Origin of the sequence: Marinobacterium aestuarii (assembly GCF_001651805.1) — a bacterium.
Classification (GTDB): domain Bacteria; phylum Pseudomonadota; class Gammaproteobacteria; order Pseudomonadales; family Balneatricaceae; genus Marinobacterium_A; species Marinobacterium_A aestuarii.
On the sequence record NZ_CP015839.1, the window covers coordinates 3,362,495 to 3,381,752 of the forward strand.

Annotated in this window: 16 protein-coding genes; 3 read left to right on the top strand and 13 right to left on the bottom strand. The window is 60.6% G+C overall.

The features are described 5' to 3' along the window. Positions 1 to 30: 30 nt before the first annotated feature. The 9 genes from xylB to A8C75_RS14730 form a co-directional block, all read right to left on the bottom strand. Positions 31 to 1,524, bottom strand: coding sequence for a xylulokinase (gene xylB, locus A8C75_RS14690; protein WP_067383905.1), 1,494 nt, complete (start codon positions 1,522 to 1,524; stop codon positions 31 to 33). Positions 1,525 to 1,527: 3 nt separating this feature from the next. Then, positions 1,528 to 3,573: a transketolase gene (gene tkt, locus A8C75_RS14695; protein ID WP_084784088.1), complete on the bottom strand. Its 2,046-nt coding sequence runs from the start codon at positions 3,571 to 3,573 to the stop codon at positions 1,528 to 1,530. Beyond that, entirely contained in the window at positions 3,570 to 4,562 is a 993-nt protein-coding gene (tal, locus tag A8C75_RS14700; protein ID WP_067383911.1) for a transaldolase, read from the bottom strand. The genes tkt and tal overlap by 4 nt, the downstream gene beginning before the upstream one ends. Before the next feature lie 35 nt (positions 4,563 to 4,597). After that, the gene (locus tag A8C75_RS14705; RefSeq protein WP_084784258.1) at positions 4,598 to 5,278 is read right to left on the bottom strand and encodes an HAD family hydrolase; all 681 of its coding nucleotides are present in this window, start codon (positions 5,276 to 5,278) and stop codon (positions 4,598 to 4,600) included. Between the two features lie 2 nt (positions 5,279 to 5,280). Beyond that, on the bottom strand, positions 5,281 to 6,756 hold the full coding sequence (locus A8C75_RS14710) for a mannitol dehydrogenase family protein (RefSeq protein WP_067387354.1): 1,476 nt from the start codon (positions 6,754 to 6,756) through the stop codon (positions 5,281 to 5,283). A 138-nt stretch (positions 6,757 to 6,894) separates the two neighbouring features. Next, positions 6,895 to 8,004: an ABC transporter ATP-binding protein gene (locus tag A8C75_RS14715; RefSeq protein ID WP_067383917.1), complete on the bottom strand. Its 1,110-nt coding sequence runs from the start codon at positions 8,002 to 8,004 to the stop codon at positions 6,895 to 6,897. 70 nt (positions 8,005 to 8,074) lie between these two features. Then, positions 8,075 to 8,908 carry a carbohydrate ABC transporter permease gene (locus tag A8C75_RS14720; RefSeq protein ID WP_067377134.1) on the bottom strand — a complete coding sequence of 278 codons (834 nt, stop codon included), beginning with the start codon at positions 8,906 to 8,908 and terminating at the stop codon, positions 8,075 to 8,077. A gap of 9 nt (positions 8,909 to 8,917) precedes the next feature. After that, positions 8,918 to 9,760, bottom strand: coding sequence for a carbohydrate ABC transporter permease (locus A8C75_RS14725; protein ID WP_227819994.1), 843 nt, complete (start codon positions 9,758 to 9,760; stop codon positions 8,918 to 8,920). Positions 9,761 to 9,964: 204 nt separating this feature from the next. Next, on the bottom strand, positions 9,965 to 11,278 hold the full coding sequence (locus A8C75_RS14730; protein ID WP_067383920.1) for an ABC transporter substrate-binding protein: 1,314 nt from the start codon (positions 11,276 to 11,278) through the stop codon (positions 9,965 to 9,967). A gap of 345 nt (positions 11,279 to 11,623) precedes the next feature. On the opposite strand from A8C75_RS14730, the gene A8C75_RS14735 reads away from it, so the two are divergent. After that, positions 11,624 to 12,517 carry an AraC family transcriptional regulator gene (locus tag A8C75_RS14735; protein WP_067383928.1) on the top strand — a complete coding sequence of 298 codons (894 nt, stop codon included), beginning with the start codon at positions 11,624 to 11,626 and terminating at the stop codon, positions 12,515 to 12,517. Positions 12,518 to 12,655: 138 nt separating this feature from the next. Here A8C75_RS14735 and hutG read toward each other — a convergent pair whose 3' ends face one another. Further along, positions 12,656 to 13,447: an N-formylglutamate deformylase gene (gene hutG / locus A8C75_RS14740; RefSeq protein ID WP_067383931.1), complete on the bottom strand. Its 792-nt coding sequence runs from the start codon at positions 13,445 to 13,447 to the stop codon at positions 12,656 to 12,658. A 176-nt stretch (positions 13,448 to 13,623) separates the two neighbouring features. Further along, complete coding sequence (locus tag A8C75_RS14745) at positions 13,624 to 14,208, bottom strand: HutD/Ves family protein (protein WP_067383934.1); 585 nt, start codon at positions 14,206 to 14,208, stop codon at positions 13,624 to 13,626. A gap of 163 nt (positions 14,209 to 14,371) precedes the next feature. On the opposite strand from A8C75_RS14745, the gene A8C75_RS14750 reads away from it, so the two are divergent. Further along, positions 14,372 to 15,742, top strand: coding sequence for a formimidoylglutamate deiminase (locus A8C75_RS14750; RefSeq protein WP_227819938.1), 1,371 nt, complete (start codon positions 14,372 to 14,374; stop codon positions 15,740 to 15,742). A gap of 24 nt (positions 15,743 to 15,766) precedes the next feature. On the opposite strand, the gene A8C75_RS14755 is transcribed toward A8C75_RS14750, so the two are convergent. Together A8C75_RS14755 and A8C75_RS14760 are read right to left on the bottom strand one after the other, a co-directional pair. Beyond that, on the bottom strand, positions 15,767 to 16,240 hold the full coding sequence (locus A8C75_RS14755) for an META domain-containing protein (RefSeq protein ID WP_067383937.1): 474 nt from the start codon (positions 16,238 to 16,240) through the stop codon (positions 15,767 to 15,769). A 157-nt stretch (positions 16,241 to 16,397) separates the two neighbouring features. Then, positions 16,398 to 17,441 carry a LacI family DNA-binding transcriptional regulator gene (locus A8C75_RS14760; protein ID WP_067383940.1) on the bottom strand — a complete coding sequence of 348 codons (1,044 nt, stop codon included), beginning with the start codon at positions 17,439 to 17,441 and terminating at the stop codon, positions 16,398 to 16,400. A gap of 367 nt (positions 17,442 to 17,808) precedes the next feature. On the opposite strand from A8C75_RS14760, the gene A8C75_RS14765 reads away from it, so the two are divergent. Next, positions 17,809 to 19,179, top strand: coding sequence for a uracil-xanthine permease family protein (locus A8C75_RS14765; protein WP_067383943.1), 1,371 nt, complete (start codon positions 17,809 to 17,811; stop codon positions 19,177 to 19,179). The last annotated feature ends 79 nt before the right edge of the window (positions 19,180 to 19,258 follow it).

The following is a 19,258-nucleotide window of genomic DNA, read 5'->3' on the forward strand; positions in this document are numbered from 1 at the left end:
GCTTTAAGCCATGAGCCTTAAGCTGGATGCTTAAAGCCCGTGCCGCGCAGACAACGACTGCCGATATCGGGCATAGGCGGCCTCATAGGCAAGCACCGACTCAGGATCAGGATTCAGGCCGCTGTCTTCATCCAGCACCACATAACGCTCGCACAGGGACTCCAGCGAGACACTCAGCCCCTTTGCATGACCGTCACACCAAATCGCCTGAATGGCCGCCCCTAGCGCTGCAGCCTCGCCGATGCGGGGACAGATCACCGGCGCCTGCATAATATCTGCGATCATCTGACGCCAGAGCGCACTTTTGGCACCCCCGCCAATCAGGCGGATCTGCCGCACCTCGATACCGGCGTCCCGCATCAGGTCGAGCCCGTAGCGCAGGCCAAAACTGGTGCCCTCCAGCACCCCACGACACAGATTCGCCGGCGTCAGGTTCTGCATGTTGAGCCCCAGCAGGCTGCCACTGGCATTCGGCAGCGCCGGCACCCGCTCGCCGTTGAAGAACGGCAGCAGGGTGATACCCTCGCAACCGATGGGCGCCTTGGCCGCCGCCCGATTAAAATCATCCAGATTCAGGCCGAATAGCTCACGCACCGCATTGGCGGCCGAGGTCAGATTCATGGTGCAGATCAGCGGCAGCCAGCCATTGCTCGACGAGCAGAAAGGCGCCAGTAACCCCGAGCCCTCCTGCCCCGGCGTCTGATCGCTAAAGGCATATAGGGTGCCAGAGGTGCCCAGACTCAGTGTCACTATGCCTGCACTCATATTGCCGGTGCCTATGGCCCCCATCATGTTGTCGCCACCGCCGCTGGAGACCCGCACCTGCGACCCCAGCCCCAGCCGTGCGGCCAGCTCTGGCCGTACAAACCCCACCGCCTGATGCGCTTCACGCAGTGGCGGCAGCGCCCGCTCCAGCTGACCATCAGGGGCGATCAGCGCCAGCACTTCGGGCACCCAGCGCCGGCTGCGGATATCGAAATAACCGGTGCCTGAGGCATCACCATATTCGGCGGCGATTTCACCCGTCAGCCAGTAATTGATGTAATCGTGGGGCAGCAGAATATGGGCGATACGCCCGAAGGTTTCAGGTTCGTGCTGTTTGAGCCACAGCAGCTTGGACAGCGTATAGCCGGTGGCCAGCGTCAAGCCAAGGCGTGCCCGGGAGCCCTCTTCGCCGCCGAGCAGCGCCAGCAGTTCGGCATTTTGCGGCGCGGTTTCGGTATCGCACCAGAGCTTCGCCGGGCGTATCACGGCACCGCTGGCGTCCAGCACGACCAGACCATGCTGCTGCCCGGACACACCTATGCCGCGAATCGCCTGGCTATCGATACCGGCCTGGGCCAGCGCCTGCCGGTAAGCCTGCTCAAAAGCGTCGATCCACCACTGCGGCGCCTGTTCACGCCGGCCATTGGCGTCGCTGATCAGCGCATGGGGCGCATAACCCTCGCCGCAAATATGCCCCTGCTCGGCATCAAGAATCACCACCTTGGTGCCCTGGGTACCGCAATCAATGCCCAGATACATGGCCTATGCCCCTGTTGCTGCGGTTTTGCCATTGAGAGCCAGCACCGCCTGCGCCTTTTCAAGCAGGTGCGGCAGCGTAAAGCCAAAGTGCTGCAACAGGTCATCCGCCGGCGCCGACTCGCCGAAACTGCTGATGCCCATAACAGCGCCATCCAGGCCAACGTAGCGATACCAGGCATCCGGCTGCGCCATCTCGATGGCCAAGCGCGCTCGAACATTGGGCGGTAGCACCGCGTCACGGTAGCGCTGATCCTCGCGTTCAAAACGCTCTACACAGGGCAGCGATACCACTCGTACCGCCACGCCAGCGGCGGTCAGGGCATCGGCACCGGCCTGGGCCAGGGCGACCTCTGAACCGGTCGCCAGCAGAATCAGCTCAGGGGTTGCGGCACAGTCACGCAGCACATAGCCACCACGACGAATCTGTTGTGCCTGAAGTGTACTGCGAGCCTCGGCCGGCAAATTCTGCCGCGACAGTACCAGGGCACTCGGGCCATCGGACCGCTCCAGAGCGCAGCACCAGGCCATCGCGGTTTCGGTGTCGTCACAGGGGCGCCAGGTATCCAGATTCGGCGTCTGCCGCAAGCTCGGAATCTGCTCAATGGGCTGATGCGTCGGGCCATCTTCTCCCAGACCAATGGAGTCGTGGGTATAGACAAAGACAGTGCGCAACCCCATCAACGCCGCCATGCGCACGGCATTGCGGGCGTATTCGGTAAACATCAGAAAGGTGCCGCCGTAGGGGATAAAGCCGCCGTGCAACGCCAAACCGTTCATGATGGCGCTCATGCCAAACTCGCGCACGCCATAGTGGATGTAGTTGCCTGCAGGCGCATCCGCCGTGACCGCCACCGAACCCGCCCATTGGGTCAGGTTGGACGGCGCCAGATCAGCCGAGCCCCCCAGCAATTCCGGCAATACGGGCCCCAGGGCTTCGAGCAGCAACTGCGAGCTCTTGCGGCTGGCCTGGGTGCGGGCGGCCTGCTGGGTGCGCTCGATCAAATCGTTGCGCAAGTGATCCCAGTCCGCCGGCAGATCACCGGCCAGGCGCCGCTCCAATTCTGCGCAAAGCGCAGGGTTGGCGGTCCGATAAGCCTCGAGTCGCTGCTGCCAGTCCTGCTCCAGCGCAGCACCGCGGGCGCGGCCATCCCAGTCGGCGTAGACCGAATCCGGCACTTCGAAGGGCCCATGGGGCCAGTCGAGCGCTGCGCGGGTCGCCGCGATTTCATCAGCGCCCAGGGGAGCACCATGGCATTCATGACTGCCGGCCTTGTTGGGCGCACCAAAGCCGATGGTGGTCTTGCAGCAGATCAGCGTGGGGGCTGCGGTTTCCTGCCGCGCCACAACCAGCGCGCGCGCTATGGCCGCGGCATCATGGCCGTCCACTGCCTCAATTACCTGCCAGCCGTAGGCTCGAAAGCGCGCTGGCGTATCGTCGCTGAACCAGCCCTCAACCTCACCATCGATGGAGATGCCATTGTCGTCATAGACCACCACCAGTTTGCCCAGGCCCAGGGTACCGGCCAGGGAGCAGACCTCATGGGAAATACCTTCCATCAGGCAGCCGTCGCCGACAAAAGCATAGGTGTGATGATTGATGATGTCGTGGTCAGGGCGGTTGAACTGCGCCGCCAGAATCTGTTCAGCCAGCGCCATGCCCACGGCATTGGCCAGCCCCTGCCCCAGCGGGCCTGTGGTGGTCTCGACCCCCGGTGTATAACCGTATTCGGGGTGGCCTGGGGTGCGTGAATGCAACTGACGGAAGTTTTTCAGCTCTTCAATCGGCAGGTCATAACCACTCAGGTGCAGCAAGCTGTACAGCAGCATGGAACCGTGGCCGTTGGACAGCACGAAGCGGTCGCGATTGGGCCAGGCGGGATTGGCGGGATTGTGCCGGAGCTGATCACGCCACAGCACTTCGGCGATATCCGCCATCCCCAGGGGGGCACCGGGATGACCGGAGCCTGCCTGCTGCACCGCATCCATGCTCAGCACCCGCAGGGCATTGGCGAGTGTGCGGCGATTCAGCTCTGTAGCCGCCATATTCATGCCTGCTCTCCCGCACGGCCGAGCGTCTGAATGGCCGCCAGCTGATCACGCAGCAGGGCCTCTAACTTGCGCTGGTCCGCCTCGAAGCCGCGAATACCCTCGGCCAGTTTCTCGGTGGCCATGGCATCTTCGTTCATGTCCCAGCGGAAATCTGCTTCTGTGAGCGGTGCCGGACGCTCGGCGCGCGCGCCACTGTCGGCCAGCGCCACGACCAGATCACCCTCGGTGCTGGCCAGTTCATCCAGCAGTTTGGGGCTGATGGTCAGACGATCGCAGCCTGCCAGCGCCAGAATCTCGCCGCTGTTGCGAAAGCTCGCCCCCATTACCACTGTGGGGTATGCAAGCTGGCGGAAATAGCGGTAGATGCGCTGTACCGACTGCACACCCGGCTCGTCCGCCGGGGCATAGGTGCGAGCCGGATCATCCTTGCGGTACCAGTCCAGAATGCGGCCAACAAAGGGCGAAATCAGATAGACACCGGCTTCGGCACAGGCGCGGGCCTGGGCAAAGCTGAAGATCAGGGTAAGGTTGCACTGAATGCCCTCTTTCTCCAGCACTTCGGCGGCGCGGATACCCTCCCAGGTGGACGCCAGCTTGATCAGGATGCGTTCACGCGGGATGCCCGCCTCTGCATAGAGTTCGACCAGCCGGCGCGCCTTGGCAAGGCTGGCCCGGGTATCGAACGACAGCCGTGCATTCACTTCGGTGGAAACCCGCCCCGGCACCTGGGCCAGGATCATGGCCCCCAGCGCCACCACCAGGCGGTCGCAGGCTTCGTCTACCGCCGCATCCAGACTGCCGGCATGATCACGCACCTGGTGCAAAATGGCCTGCACCTGCGCATCGTAGTTGCCGGATTGCACGGCCTGCAGAATCAGCGAGGGGTTAGTCGTAGCATCCTGGGGTGAAAAACGGCGGATGGCGTCCAGGTCGCCGGTATCGGCCACCACGGTGCTCTGTTGTTTGAGTTGTTGCAGCAAATTGGCCATCGGGGCCCTCATGAATTGGGTTGAGTCGCTAGCTATTAGAGTGCGTCGTACAGCACAGGCACGCGGCCATCGGCGTCGAGACTGTCGTGCAGCGATGCATGAACGTGGTGGGCAATGGCGAACTGGTCCGGCTGCGGATGAGCCTGATCCGGCACGGCGATCACCCGCATGCCGGCGGCGCGGCCAGCAATAACACCATTGACCGAATCCTCCCATACGCGACAGTGCCCAGGCTCACGGGCACCAAGACGTGTGGCGGCCAGTTCGAACACCGCCGGATGGGGCTTGGAGCGCGGCACCTCAAGCCCTGAGGCAAGCACCGTTACGGGCAACTTATGGGTCTGTACCACCGCCTCGATAAACGCCAGCGGCGATGAAGAGGCAATTGCCATGGGAATATCCAGCTGTGCCAGGCGCTGCAGCAACGCCAGCGCCCCTGGCATCAGAGGCGCGCGGACAATGGCGCTCTGCATCTGTTGCAGCATCGCTGCCAGCAGCCTGTCTGCATCGACGCCCCGGGCACTGTGGCGTTCTGCCATGACGCTGCAAAATGCCACCGTGCTGGTGCCCTGAAACGCCCGCAGCTCAGCGTCGGGAAGCTCCAGATCATAGAGTTCGCGCAGCTGGGTTTGCTGGGCATCTAGCCAGAGTGGCTCTGAGTCGATCAGCAAGCCATCCATATCAAAGATCGCGCAAGCCCGAAATTGCTGTTGCATCATCACTCCGCCATCACTTTTGCGAGGGTGGCGCGTACACCCAGAGTTTGCAGCCGCTCCAGCTGACGCTGGAAGGCTTCTTTAAAGGCCGCGGATTGCGGGATTTTCTGGCCGAATACGTCTTCCAGCGCAAGAAAGTTGTCGGTGAGTTTATCCCCATCACTGATGGCCTCGGCCAGCCAGGCCGCGCGCGGATCCGGAATAGGATAACTCTTGCCCTTTTCATCCACACCGCCCAGGTAATGACACCAGGCGGCGATGATCAGCGCGGTTCGATCCAGCGCCCTGCCCTGTGCGATCTGCCCCAGCAGGGTCGGCAGCACAAACTTGGGAAACTTGGACGAGCCGTCGGAACAAAGCCGACTGACCTGATCACAGATGGCCGTATTGGAGAAACGCTCTATCAGGGTATCCTTGTAGTCGTTCAGATCAATGCCCGGCACTGCGGCCAGCAGCGGCGTGACATCCTGATCCATATAGCGGCGCACATAGTCACGCAGCTGCGTATCCTGCATGGTTTCGTGGGCAAACTCATGCCCCAGCAGTGCACCCAGATAGGCCATGGCCAGGTGAGCACCATTCAACAGGCCAATCTTCATTTCCTCGTAGGGCGTCACATCATCGGTGAACTGCACACCGACCCGCTCCCACTCGGGGCGACCATTACAGAACTTGTCCTCCAGCACCCATTGCAGAAAAGGTTCGGCCACCACCGGCCAGCTGTCCTCAATACCGGTATCCGCCTGCAACTGAGCACGGTGACCATCGCTGGTCATGGGGGTAATGCGATCCACCATGGCATTGGGAAAGCTGACATTGGCGGCCACCCAGTCGTGCAGCGCGCTGTCACGCAGGGCACAGAACCCCAGCAGCGCCTTGCGGGCAACATCGCCGTTATGGGGCAGATTGTCACAGGACATCAGGGTAAAGGGGGCGATACCGGCATTGCGGCGACGCATCAGCGCTGCTGCCAAAAAGCCGAACACTGTCTTTGGCGCCTGGGGATGCTCAAGGTCGTGTTGAATTTGTGGCAAGCGGGCATTGAACTGGCCGCTGCTGTCATCGGTGCAATAGCCACCCTCGGTAATGGTGAGGGAGACAATGCGGGTGTCGGGGGACGCCAGCTTTGCAATCAGGGCATCGCAGCCCTCGTCGGCCAGCATAAAGTCACCAATGGCGCCTATGACCTGCACTGGGGTATCGGCACCATCACTCAGCTCGACCAGGGTGTAGAGGTAATCCTGGGACGCCAGCGCCGCCTGCATGGCCCTGTCTTCTGCGCGCAGACCCACGCCACAGATTCCCCAGTCATTCGCCTGCCCCTGGTTGAGCAGCATTTCGGTATATACCGCCTCGTGGGCACGGTGAAAGCCGCCCACGCCTATGTGCACTATGCCCTGGCGCACAAGGCTGCGTTCATAGCCTGGGCGCAGTACTTTGGCAGGCAGCGATGACAGATTTTCAGCATTCAGTTTCATGATATGGGTTACCTCAGGCCAAGGGCGGCCCTGTTCGGGCCAGCAGAGCTCGGCTAAGCAGAATTCGGCTGTACGGGCGGCAGGAGTCACGCCCAGCACCCGGACGGATTTGTCGCTATGCCTGTGGCTAAAGCCTTTTCAGGCAACCTGGGTCTGGGTGCGCGGGCGCGGGATGGTCTTGCCATCGGCATCGAACAGGTGCGCCTGGGACAGGTCCGGGATCAGGGCTGCGTGCTGGCCGTAGTCAGCGCTGAAATCCCCAGGCGCGCGCACGGTCATCATTTCGCCATTGCCCAGCTTGATGTAGCAGTAGGTATCGGCGCCCAGGTGTTCGGTGACATCCAGGCGTACCTTGAACGGGCTGGCATCGCTGGCGACCACGTCGATATGCTCGGGGCGGATGCCCATGGTGATGTCATCACCGACCTTGAGGCGGGTGCTCTGGTGCGGCAGCTGATACTCCGGGCCGCACTCCAGGGCTACCGTCAGGTCGCTGCTGCTGACCGCCTTGACGGTGCCTTTGAGGAAGGCCATTTTCGGCGTGCCGATAAAGCCCGCCACGAACTGGTTCACCGGGTGGTGATAGAGTTCCAGCGGCGAGCCCACCTGCTCGACGCGCCCGGCGTTCAGGACCACCACCTTGTCGGCCAGGGTCATGGCTTCGACCTGGTCGTGGGTGACGTAGATCATGGTGGCGTTGAGTTCCTTGTGCAGCCGCGCCAGTTCGAGGCGCATCAGTACGCGCAGGGCGGCATCAAGGTTGGACAGCGGCTCGTCGAACAGGAACACCTTGGGGTTACGCACTATGGCGCGGCCTATGGCAACGCGCTGGCGCTGGCCACCGGACAGGGCCTTGGGCTTGCGTTCCAGCAGGGGGCCAAGCTCCAGTACCTTGGCGGCGTCGTCGACCTTGCGCTGGACTTCGGCCTTGTCGATGCCGGCCAGGTCCAGGGCGAAGGACATGTTCTTGCGCACCGTCATGTGGGGATAGAGGGCGTAGCTCTGGAATACCATGGCCAGGTCGCGCTTGGCCGGGGCCACGTCGGTGATGTCGCGCTCGTCCAGGTGGATGTGGCCGCTGGTGACTTCTTCCAGGCCGGCGATCAGGCGCAGCAGGGTCGACTTGCCACAGCCCGAGGGACCGACAAAGACGACGAATTCGTGATCCCTGATGTCCAGGTCGATGCCTTTGATGATGTGGATGTCGTCGAAGCTTTTTTTCAGGTTGCGAATCGTCAGATCAGACATGGGAAAATCCTCGTGTTTCTGGACGCCGCCGGGATCGTCACGGCGGCGTTGCTCAGCGTGTTGTTGTTATTTATTTCACGGCGCCAAAGGACAGACCGCGCACCAGCTGTTTCTGACTCAGCCAGCCGAAGATCAGAATAGGCGCACAGGCCAGCGTCGATACGGCGGACAGCTTGGCCCAGAAGAGCCCTTCGGGACTGGAGTAGGACGCCACCAGGGCGGTGAGCGGGGCGGCCGACGAGGCGGTTAGGTTGAGCGACCAGAAGGCTTCGTTCCAGCTCAGGATCAGGGACAGCAGTACCGTGGAGGCCAGGCCGCCCTTGCTGATCGGCAGCAGCACCCGGTAGATCTCCTGCAGCGCGGTGGCACCATCCAGGCGGGCCGCTTCGAGGATTTCCTTGGGAATTTCCTTGAAATAGGTGTACACCATCCAGACCATGATCGGCAGGTTGATCAGGGTGTAGATGATCACCAGCCCGGTCTTGGTATCCAGCAGGCCCGCATCCTTGAACAGCAGGTAGATGGGCACCAGCACGCCGACGGGCGGCAGCATCTTGGTGGACAGCATCCACAGCAAGGTCGACTTGGTGCGCTTGGTTTCGAAAAACGCCATTGAGTAGGCTGCAGGTACGGCCAGCAGCATGCCCAGCAGGGTCGACCCAAAGGATACGACCACCGAGTTCCAGGCGAAGTGGAAGTAGTCACTGCGCTGGTCGATTTCCAGGTAGTTCTCAAGCGTCGGCGTAAAGAACAGCTGCGGCGGTGTGGCGAAGGCATCGATCTCGGTCTTGAAGCTGGTCAGTATCATCCAGAAGATCGGGAAGAAGATGCACAGCGCCACCAGCCAGGCCAGCGCACCCAGCAGAACGGTCTGCAGCTGGCGACCTTGTTTTAATGTCAGCATCACGACCTCCTAAGCCTTGTCTGTAAGGTTCTTGCCAATCATTCTTATCAGAATGAAGGCAGCAACATTGGCGAGCAGTACCGCCACCAGACCACCGGCCGAGGCCAGGCCGACGTCGAACTGCAGCAGTGCCTGGCTATATATGAGGTAGGCCAGGTTGGTGGTCTCGTAGCCCGGGCCACCGCCGGTGGTGGTAAAGATCTCGGCAAAGATCGACAGCAGGAAGATGGTCTCGATCATCACCACCACGGCAATCGGGCGCGCCAGGTGCGGCAGGGTGATGTGCCAGAAGATGGAGACGGGGCCGGCGCCATCCAGGCGGGCCGCATCCTTCTGTTCCTGGTCCAGTGACTGCATGGCGGTCATCAGCAGCAGCACGGCGAAGGGCACCCACTGCCAGGACACGATCATGATGATGGCTTCCATCGGATAGGTGGAAAACCAGTCAATGGGCTGGGCGCCAAAAAAGCGCCACACCGCCGCAAAGACCCCGGACACCGGGTGCAGCAGCAGGTTCTTCCACACCAGCGCACTCACGGTGGGCATGATGAAGAAGGGTGAAATCAGCAGCACGCGCACGATGCCGCGGCCCCAGAAGGGGGTGTCCACCAGCACCGCAATCAGGACCCCGACGACGACACTGATAATCAGTACCGAACACACCAGCAGCAGGGTGTTCGTCATGCCGGCGCTAAAGCCTTCGTCGGTCAGAAAGAAGGTAAAGTTTTCCAGGCCGACAAAGTCGTTATCGCCCGGGTACAGCAGGTTGTAGCGAATCAGGGAAAAATACAGGGTCATGGCCAGCGGAACCGCCATCCAGACCAGCAGGACCAGCACCGACGGTGACACCATGGCCAGGCTGAGACGGCTCTGTCGGCGTTTTTCCGCCTTGACGGTTAGCGACGCCGAGGCGTCAGCCGTCCCCTCGGCTTGCAGACTTGAGATGCTCATGGGAAGTGCTCATTTTGTAGTTATTCGGAGGATCGACAGGGCAGGCGGGCACCGAGCGGTGCCTGCCTGCGGGGTCCTGCGCCTTAAGGCTTAAAGCTTAACCATTTACTGGTAATAGCGGGCGCGCTTCATCTCGCGCTCAGTCACAGACTGCGAGCTGGTCAGGGCTTCTTCGACCGTCATGCTGCCCGCCAGGGCACCGGATACCAGCTTGCCGACCTGGGTGGCAATGGACTGGAACTCAGGAATGGCCGCGAACTGAATGCCGGTATAAGGCGTAGGCTTGACCGTCGAGTCATCCGGGTTGGCACGGTCCATGGACTCCAGGGTTCTGGCCGCAAAAGGCGCGGCGGCCATGTACTCGGCATTGGCATAGGTCGATGCACGGCTGCCCGGCGGCATGGCGGCAATACCAAACTTCTCAGCCACCAGCTGGCTGTACTCCTTGGAGGTCGCCCAGGTCACGAAGGCCGTGGCGGCGTCCTTGGCATCAGAGCTGGCGGGAATGCCCAGACCCCAGGACCAGAGCCAGCCGGCCCCCTTGGTCGTCACCTGCTGCGGCGCCAGGGCAAAACCGACGCTGTCGGTCACATTGCTCTGGGCGGCATCGGTCACGAAGGAGCCTGCCACAGTGGCATCAACCCAGATGGCGCACTTGCCGGAGTTGAACAGCGCCAGGTTCTCGTTAAAGCCGTTGGAGGACGCGCCTGGAGGACCGTAGTTGCCCAGCAGGTCGACATAGAAGCTGACGGTGTTTTTCCACTCTGCGCCGTCGAACTCAGGCTTCCACTGCTCATCGAACCAGCGTGCGCCAAAGGCATTGGACATGGTGCTGACCAGCGCCATGTTCTCGCCCCAGCCCGCCTTGCCGCGCAGACAGATACCGTACTGCTCCTGCTCAGGCTTGTGCAGCGCCTTGGCAAAGTCCCGCACCTGATCCCAGCTCGGCTGTTCCGGCATAGCGAGGCCCGCAGCTTCAAACAGATCGGTGCGGTAATAGGTCATGGAGCTTTCGGAATAAAACGGCAGGGCATAGAGGGTGCCTTCGGACGACAGACCGTTACGCACGGACGGGAAAATATCCGCCACATCGTAATCCGCCGGCAGATTGTCCATCGGCGCCAGCCAGCCTTTCTTGCCCCAGATCGGGGTTTCGTACATGCCGATGGTCATGACATCAAACTGACCGCCGCCGGTGGCGATATCGGTGGTCAGGCGCTGACGCAGCACGTTCTCTTCCAGTACCACCCACTCCAGCGTGATGTCCGGATGGGTTGCTTCGAAGGCGCTGGACAGCTCCTGCATGCGAATCATGTCACCGTTGTTGACGGTGCCGATGGTCACAGTGGCCGCATTGGCGCCCAGGGATGCCAGGGCAATGGAGGATGCAAGCAGGCTGGGAATAAGACGTTGTTTCATTCGGTTACACTCCTGAGCTGATGCACTGATCAGCCTTGTTATTATCTTTCTTGTGTACTCTCCCCCTGTATCTGCAACCGATACAGCGGGGAGCGAGGGTGAGTCCATTACACGCCTGAGTGCCGATCAAAACAAATGCAAAAACCACTCAATTTCTATACTTTTTTGCACTTTGTTTATTTTAACTCCGGATAAAACAAAGCCAATAAATAAAATATAGTCATTATTATCAACAAATTAAAAACATACTGCTCAAACATACGCCACTTAAAAGTGTACAGGTTAATCACATTAAAGTAGCCTGACTCTCGTTCAGAACAGCACCGCAGGAGGCCCGATCAAGCCATGCCCCAACAAAGCCCCGTCCGCAAGGTCGCTCCTGCCTATGAGCTAATTACCCCTAATGAACATAGCTCGATTTTGTACCGCCAGCATGGCTTTCCCCATCCGCTGGTGCGCTGGCATTACCATCACGAGTATGAGCTGCACCTGATCACGCACAGCTCGGGCAAGGTCTTTGTGGGTGACTACATTGGTAATTTCTACCCCGGCAACCTGATACTGACCGGCCCCAACCTGCCCCATAACTGGATCAGCCAGACCGAAAACGCTGAAACCTTCGATGAACGCGACAGGGTCGTTACCTTTACCGAGGAACTGATTCAGTCCGCCCGCGGGGTCTTTCCGGAGATCACCTCCCTGGATGCCCTGCTGCAGCGCTCAAGATTCGGCATTCAGTTTCAGGGCCCGGCGCTGATCAACCAGGTGAGTGCGCTTATGCAGGAAATATCGCAAACCGAAGGCCTCAGACGATTGGCGGCCTTTTTGAGTTTAATGAGCCTGCTGGCAGAATCCGATCAGTACGACCTGCTGTCCAGCGATCAGTACCAGCGCCTGGGCGGCGAGAAGAATCAGCATCGGGTCAACCAGGCGGTGAATTACATTGTCGAGCACTACAAGCGGGATCTGAGTCTGGAAGAAGTTGCCGAGCATCTGGCCATGCAGCCAACCTATTTCTCAAAGTTTTTCCGCCAGGCCACCGGACGGCGTTTCGTGGAGTTCATCAACAGCCTGCGCATTACAAGGGCCTGCGATCTGCTGGCCCACAGCGACCTGCCCATCACCGGGATCTGCTTCGATGTGGGCTTCAGCAACATTTCCAACTTCAATCGCCGCTTTCAGGCACTCAAGGGCATGACGCCGTCGGACTACCGCAAGCTGACGCCCACGGGGCACTGACAGAAGGTCTACCAGGGCGCGCCTGACCCACAAGCCTGGACTCGATGCCCCGGAGGCTGGCTGATACTCGACCGGTATCACCCGCCAAACCTCCACTCGGCACAAGACCCGGTACATGGCCGCCAAATTTTTCCAGGCTCAGCGCCCTTTCCAGCCCAGCGCTGCCTGCAGCAAACTTTTCAGGAGAAGCTGGGTGGGGGCCGCCAGGTCCTGGCGAAAGCCGAAGGGTTCGGTTTCATCCATATAGGTACATTGCGCCAGCTCCAGCTGAACGGCGTGGATGCCCGCCTGGGGATCGCCGTACTGACGGGTGATATAGCCGCCCTTGAAGCGACCGTTGAATACGTGGCTGTAATCCTTCTGCTGCGCACACAAGGCCTGCAGCTGTGCCGCCAGTGCGGGATCGCAGCTAGTGCCACTGTTGGTACCGAGATTCAGGTCCGGCAGCCGGCCCTCGAACAGACGCGGCACCTCCGAACGAATGGAGTGCGCATCCCACAGCAGCGCATAACCAAATTCAGCCTTTAAGCGCTGCAGTTCGTCATTCAGAGTCTGGTGGTATGGGGTCCAGATGTCATCCAGATAACGGCTGCGCTCCTGTGCCGACGGCGCAAGACCCTCCCGGAACAGCGGGCGACCATCGAACAGCGTATCCGGGAAAAGCCCGGTGGTGGCCGTAGCGTACAAGGGCGTGTCATCCGCCGGACGGTTAAGGTCGACCACATAGCGGGAATAACGTGCTTCCAGCACACTGGCACCCAGCTCCGCGGCAAAATCGTACAGCTGCGCGATATGCCAATCGGTATCGGCAAGGCAAGCCGCTTCCGGCACCAGCCCCGCCGCAACAGCCGGCGTCAGACAGGTGCCCGGATGCGGCATGCTGATCAGCAGCGGCACACGACCAGGGGTAAAATTCAAAACGTTATCCATGGAATAGCTCCCCAATAATACGGATGTTACTGCGCCAGGATGCTGCCGCCGGCTGTGTCCAGCGCTCAAAGATTAAATGTATATACAATAAGACATGCACGCAACAGGCCCTGCGAGAGCCTGCCGGTTTCCACCCAGGAAATACACAACCCCCTTTGCATTCTGTGACAAGCCTCCTACAAAGGCCTGAGCTCAATCAGGCAACAATTCACGGCGGCCTGTGCCGACAGCGTTAATTCAAACAGTTGCTGCTCGCCGGCAATACACAGACAATCGTAGCGGGCCAGAGCACCGCAGGCTTCTCCTTGTCGGCTCACCCGCAGCCCCTCGCCGGCACTCAACAGCAGCAGGGTCGCCGCCGAGCTGAACAGCCTCTCAGGCTGCTCGATGCGCAGCCATTGCAGGCGTGCGCTGTAGCGCTGTGGATCATAGATCAGATTGAAATCGCGAATTGCGCCCTCCAGCAGGCGACAGTCCACCTGGCTGTCACCGGCAAATGCAAAGGGATCAAAGACACCGAGGGGGCGGGAATCGACACCGTCGACGTTCAGGCACATGCCCTGGCCCTCGAGTACACTGATAATGCGCTGGTAGCCGGCAAACGACGAAAAGGCCCCCGCCGCGCCTATATCGGCGATCGAAACGCGCCAGCCAAACCCATCCAGATCTGCGCCCGCATCGCGCATGATCTCCAGTGTGGTGCCGGCACCATTTTTCCAGGGCATGCGGGGGTAATCCGCCATGCGTAACAGTTTAATCATGCTGCAAAGCTTCCTTCCAGACAGTGAAATGCCCCTGAGCAAGGCCGATACAGATGGAGCGGCGGTATCATCAAGCACCGGATGACAGCGCAAAACATAGCAGTTTACGCACCTCGAAAACATCTGTATATATCTATGTATATACATTGACACTGTGAGAATCATGATGCCTACCTATTACGCCGAACGTGCATTACTGCCCCAGGGCTGGGCCTATGCCGTACGCATTGAGGTTGCAGCCGACGGCTTTATCCGCGATATCCAGACCCAGGCGAGCGCTGACGGGGCCCACTGCCTCACAGGCCCCGTACTGTCGGGCATGCCCAACCTTCACTCCCATGCCTTCCAGCGCGCCATGGCCGGCCTGGCGGAAGTGGCCGGCAACCCCCAGGACAGCTTCTGGACCTGGCGCGAACTGATGTACAAACTGGTGGGCCGCATCACGCCGGAACAGCTGGAGATCATCGCCTGTCAGCTCTATATCGAGATGCTCAAAGCCGGCTACACCAGCGTCGCCGAGTTTCACTACGTGCATCAGGACCCGCAGGGCCAGCACTACAATGAGCCGGCGGAACTGGCCCTGCGGATCAGCCGGGCGGCGCAAAGCAGCGGTATCGGCCTGACGTTACTGCCGGTGCTTTACAGCCATGCAGGCTTCGGTGGCCAGGCGCCCCACGCCGGGCAGCGTCGCTTTATCAACGATAGCGACAGCTACCTCGGTTTGCTGGAATCCATTCGTTCACACCAGGCGACGCTCCCTACCCAGTCCGCCGGCCTCTGTTTTCATTCGCTGCGTGCGGTCACGCCGCAGCAGATCACCCAGGTGCTGGCGGCCGACACCACAAGCTGCCCTATCCATATACACATCGCCGAGCAACAGCAGGAAGTCGACGACTGCCTGGCCTGGAGCGGGCGCCGGCCGCTGCAATGGCTGTACGAGAACGCACCTGTGGATGCACGCTGGTGCCTGGTGCACGCGACCCATGCCACAGCGGAAGAAGTCACAGCGATGGCCCGCAGCCAGGCGGTGGTTGGCATATGCCCAACGACTGAAGCGAACCTGGGCGATGGTATCTTCCCGGCGACGGATTACCTGGCCCAGGGCGGGCGCCTGGGCATCGGCTCGGACAGCCATGTCTCCCTCAGCGTGGTTGAAGAGCTGCGCTGGCTGGAATACGGGCAGCGCCTGCGGGACCAGAAGCGCAACCGTCTGTATCGCCAGGACACCCCCATGATTGGCCGCACACTTTACGATACCGCCCTGGCCGGCGGCGCTCAGGCATCCGGACAGGCCATAGGCACCCTGGCCGTCGGCAAACGCGCCGATCTGATCGTGCTGGATGGCAAGGATCCGTACCTTGCAAGCGCCCAGGGCGATGCACTGCTCAATCGCTGGCTGTTCGCCAGCAGCAGCAACCTGGTGAAAGATGTGATGGTCGCGGGGCAATGGGTAGTAAAAGAGGGCCATCACCCGCGGGAAGAAACCAGCGCCGCTCATTTCGCGCAGGTACTCAAGACACTGCTGGCCGCCTGACAGCTGAACAACGCTGCGCCACTATTAGTGGAGGGGCGCGGCTCTAAAGCGCAACGTACCGTCCTCAGCTTCAAGACCCAGCAGCAGCTCACCGTTTTCAACCCTGAAGCTTTCGGCCTGCTGCAACGCCCGGCCGAAATCCGAATCCAGCGAGCCCGGCACGCAGGCCATCATGGTCGTGGCGATAGGACCGAAATTGAGCCTGCCAGCGCTCATTTCGTAGCTACCCTGACCCTTGTTGCAGTCAAACTGCGCCTGCACCCGGCCGTCCGGTTGCAGCACCAGCGTATAGCGCTCCGGCTGCGCCACCTCGAGCATCTCTTTGTGAGTGGTCTTGGACAGCCATTGCCAGCTGACGCCCTGGGCACTGGCGGGATCAGTCGAGGTCTCCTGCTGCATCACGCCCTCTTCCATCACGCCACTGTGCTGCGCACAACCGCCGCCCAACACAATGACCGCTGCCAAACCAAAGGCTCTTAGCGTCACGCTGTTTAACATACGTCTGACTCCTTCACTGAGTTTCCACAAAGCGGCACTCGGGCCGGCTCACTACACAAGCACCTTAGTACGGTTTGGGTTAGCTCACCTCTGCGGGTCGCAGTGGGTTGCTGGGTAAGATCATTAAATGTCAGGACATATGACTGCAGGACAGAACTCAAGCGCCAGCCGCAGTACTCGAGGATGCCCGCACCACCAGACTGGGTGCGGGGCCGGTGACGACCCTGCGTTTTACCTGGCCATTGATATGTTCGAACAGCAGGTCAATGGCCAGGACGGAAATTTCGTCCAGATGCAGATTGACCGCGGTAAGGGGCGGCTGGCAACTCTGGGCCCGCAGGCCGTCGTAGCGGGTTACCACGCGAATATCCTCGGGCACACGCAGCCCCCTGGCCTGAATTTCCTTCACCACACCGACGGCAAAGGCATCCACAGGCGCACAGATCGCATCAATACCTAAGTGATTCTCCAGTAACGCCCGGCATGCCTCGCGACCGGCGCTTTCGCCGCCGGCTTCTTCGGCGCGTACGATGATGACAGGCATCTCCCGTGCGCCGGCAAAATCCCGATACGCCTGCTCCATATCGACGTAGGAATGACGCGGCTGGGTGCCAATCAGCAACGCGGTCTTCAGGGCCCCCTGCTCCGCCAGGTGTTGCAGCAGGATGCGACCGGTCTCGTAGCCCTGCAGGTCGATATAGGGCAAGGCCTGATCCCCCTCCGGCTGGCGACCGATGGACACGACCTGTACGCCGCGACGCTGCAGCTGGGTCACATTGCGATCATGGGCCGCCGGCTCAATCACCACGGCGCCATCGATATCCAGCTCATCCAGCAGCGCCTCTGCCGCATCCAGCGGCGGCACCAGCACCAGCGCCAATCCCTGCCGTAGCGCAGCTTCCATGGCAGAACCCGCGATCTCCATCATGAAACCCAGCCGCGACGGGCCACCGGCCACTGAAAAGGGCATAGACGATACCAGCGCAATGGAGTTGGCCTTGCCGGTGCGCAATCGCTGCGCCCGCAGGTTGGGACGGTAGCCCAGCTGCTGTGCGATCTGCTTCACCTTCTCCCGCGTCCGGGGGTCCACCTGGCCGCGATCATTCAGCGCATGGGAGACGGTGGTACGGGAAACGCCCGCCGCCCTGGCAACATCGGCAATGGTCAAACGGGCCGGGGCCCGCAGGGGGGATTCAGACATGGGGCACTCGAACTCAGGCTGCACAGCGTCTGAGTATACTCGAAGCCGCGGCCGTTCTAAATCGATTTGGAATCCCTGGGCCCCAGAAGGATTCGATACTCCCTCGCCTTGAAACAGAAGCAGTTGACAGAAGTGAGTAAGGGAGTTACGTTAACCAAATCGATTTAGGCCACGACAATATGCAACCCAAATCGATTTATGCATGCCTAGCCTTTAGGTTTCCGGGTTTCAGGACCCCGTATCTGCTTTTCTGCCGGAAAGAGATACGGGGAATTTTTTATCTTAACCCCAAATCGATTTGGTCAGTGCCCTGCAGCCACATGCTTTGATGCCTTAACACCGACAATAAATACAAAGGAAAATCAAAATGTTAAACACAGATACCGTGGGCAAGACCGCCCCCGTGGATGAAAAGCTGCCATTACGCACACTGCTCGCCTTCGGTTTGCAGCACGTGCTGGTCATGGCCGCCTCCCCCATCGCCTCGGTCTTCCTGATGTCCAGAATCCTGGGCTTCGATGCCGACCTCACCGCCAGCCTGCTCAGCGCCACCTTTCTGATCTGCGGCCTGGGCACCTTGCTGCAGTCCATTGGCTACGCGGGCTTTGGTTCCCGTCTGCCATTTATCATGCTGCCGGGGGGCGCCCCGATCATTCTGTTTATTCAGATTGCACAGCAGTATGACGCCGCAACCGCATCGGGCGCGGTCATTCTGACCGGGCTCTTCTATTTTATCGTGCTGCCGGTGTTCAAGCGCCTGCTGAGGTTCTTCCCCTCCATGGTCATAGGCACCATGTTGCTGCTGGTCGGTGTCAACCTGGTGAAAATTCTGGGCCTGCTGATCGTCGGCAGAAACCCTGAAGCGGCTGATTTTGCCGATCCCGGCAATATCTTCCTGGCCTTTGTAACCATCGCACTGACGGTACTGATGGCGCGCTTTCTGACGGGCATATTCAAGCAGCTGGCCATTCTCGGCGGCCTGATCGGCGGCACCCTGATCGCCTTCCTGATCGGCGCCATGCATACCGAGAACTTCAGCCTGACACCCCTGGTCGGCGTACCCGAGGTACTGCCTTTTGGCATGCCCACCTTTGATATTATCGCCGCCCTGCCGCTGATGATTTTCTGCATGATCTCCATGGTGGAAGCCACCGGTCAGACCGTGGCCATCAGCGAAGTGGTCGGCAAGGAGCTCGACAAGGAACGGGACGTTGCCCGCACCATCCGCGGTGATGCCATTATCTCCTTTCTGGGCGGTTTCTTTGGTACCTCGCTGATCATCACCAGCGGCGAAAATATCGGTGTGGTGCAGGCAACCGGCATCCGCTCACGCTGGGTCACTGTGGCGGCCGGCTGCATGCTGATTGTTATTTCGTTTCTGGCCCCCTTTACCAGCGCGATTCAGGTCATCCCCGATGCCGTGATTGGTGGTACCGGGCTGGTGCTCTTTGCCATCGTTGGCGTCATGGGCATTGAAATGCTGCGCCGTACCGACCTGCGTGACAGCAGCAACATGTACGTGGTCGCGGTTGCCCTGGCGGTAGGCCTGTTTCCCATCCTGGTGCCGGGCGCCTACAGCAACTTCCCGACCGGCATCGCCGCCTTCCTGGGCAACGGTGTCGCCGCCGGTGCCATTACGGCTGCGGTACTCAACGCGATCTTTCATCACACCCAGTCTGCGCCGCAGTCTGAACCTGAGCTGGCGCCGCTGGACAAGAACATACAGTCGCAGAACTGATCCCGCTCGGATACCCGCAGGGCCAAGGCACCGGCGGGACCCAGGTCCCGTCGGCGCCCGGCCCGCTACATACTTTCAA

What these genes read in the sequence shown, in the direction of transcription:
- A8C75_RS14715 (WP_067383917.1), bottom strand. Translation starts at nt 8,004, where the DNA reads ATGTCTGATCTGACGATTCGCAACCTGAAAAAAAGCTTCGACGACATC.
- A8C75_RS14735 (WP_067383928.1), top strand. Translation starts at nt 11,624, where the DNA reads ATGCCCCAACAAAGCCCCGTCCGCAAGGTCGCTCCTGCCTATGAGCTA.
- A8C75_RS14725 (WP_227819994.1), bottom strand. Translation starts at nt 9,760, where the DNA reads ATGGTGTCACCGTCGGTGCTGGTCCTGCTGGTCTGGATGGCGGTTCCG.
- A8C75_RS14730 (WP_067383920.1), bottom strand. Translation starts at nt 11,278, where the DNA reads ATGAAACAACGTCTTATTCCCAGCCTGCTTGCATCCTCCATTGCCCTG.
- tkt (WP_084784088.1), bottom strand. Translation starts at nt 3,573, where the DNA reads ATGAATATGGCGGCTACAGAGCTGAATCGCCGCACACTCGCCAATGCC.
- A8C75_RS14745 (WP_067383934.1), bottom strand. Translation starts at nt 14,208, where the DNA reads ATGATTAAACTGTTACGCATGGCGGATTACCCCCGCATGCCCTGGAAA.
- A8C75_RS14750 (WP_227819938.1), top strand. Translation starts at nt 14,372, where the DNA reads ATGATGCCTACCTATTACGCCGAACGTGCATTACTGCCCCAGGGCTGG.
- tal (WP_067383911.1), bottom strand. Translation starts at nt 4,562, where the DNA reads ATGGCCAATTTGCTGCAACAACTCAAACAACAGAGCACCGTGGTGGCC.
- xylB (WP_067383905.1), bottom strand. Translation starts at nt 1,524, where the DNA reads ATGTATCTGGGCATTGATTGCGGTACCCAGGGCACCAAGGTGGTGATT.
- A8C75_RS14760 (WP_067383940.1), bottom strand. Translation starts at nt 17,441, where the DNA reads ATGTCTGAATCCCCCCTGCGGGCCCCGGCCCGTTTGACCATTGCCGAT.
- A8C75_RS14720 (WP_067377134.1), bottom strand. Translation starts at nt 8,908, where the DNA reads ATGCTGACATTAAAACAAGGTCGCCAGCTGCAGACCGTTCTGCTGGGT.
- A8C75_RS14710 (WP_067387354.1), bottom strand. Translation starts at nt 6,756, where the DNA reads ATGAAACTGAATGCTGAAAATCTGTCATCGCTGCCTGCCAAAGTACTG.
- A8C75_RS14705 (WP_084784258.1), bottom strand. Translation starts at nt 5,278, where the DNA reads ATGCAACAGCAATTTCGGGCTTGCGCGATCTTTGATATGGATGGCTTG.
- A8C75_RS14765 (WP_067383943.1), top strand. Translation starts at nt 17,809, where the DNA reads ATGTTAAACACAGATACCGTGGGCAAGACCGCCCCCGTGGATGAAAAG.
- hutG (WP_067383931.1), bottom strand. Translation starts at nt 13,447, where the DNA reads ATGGATAACGTTTTGAATTTTACCCCTGGTCGTGTGCCGCTGCTGATC.
- A8C75_RS14755 (WP_067383937.1), bottom strand. Translation starts at nt 16,240, where the DNA reads ATGTTAAACAGCGTGACGCTAAGAGCCTTTGGTTTGGCAGCGGTCATT.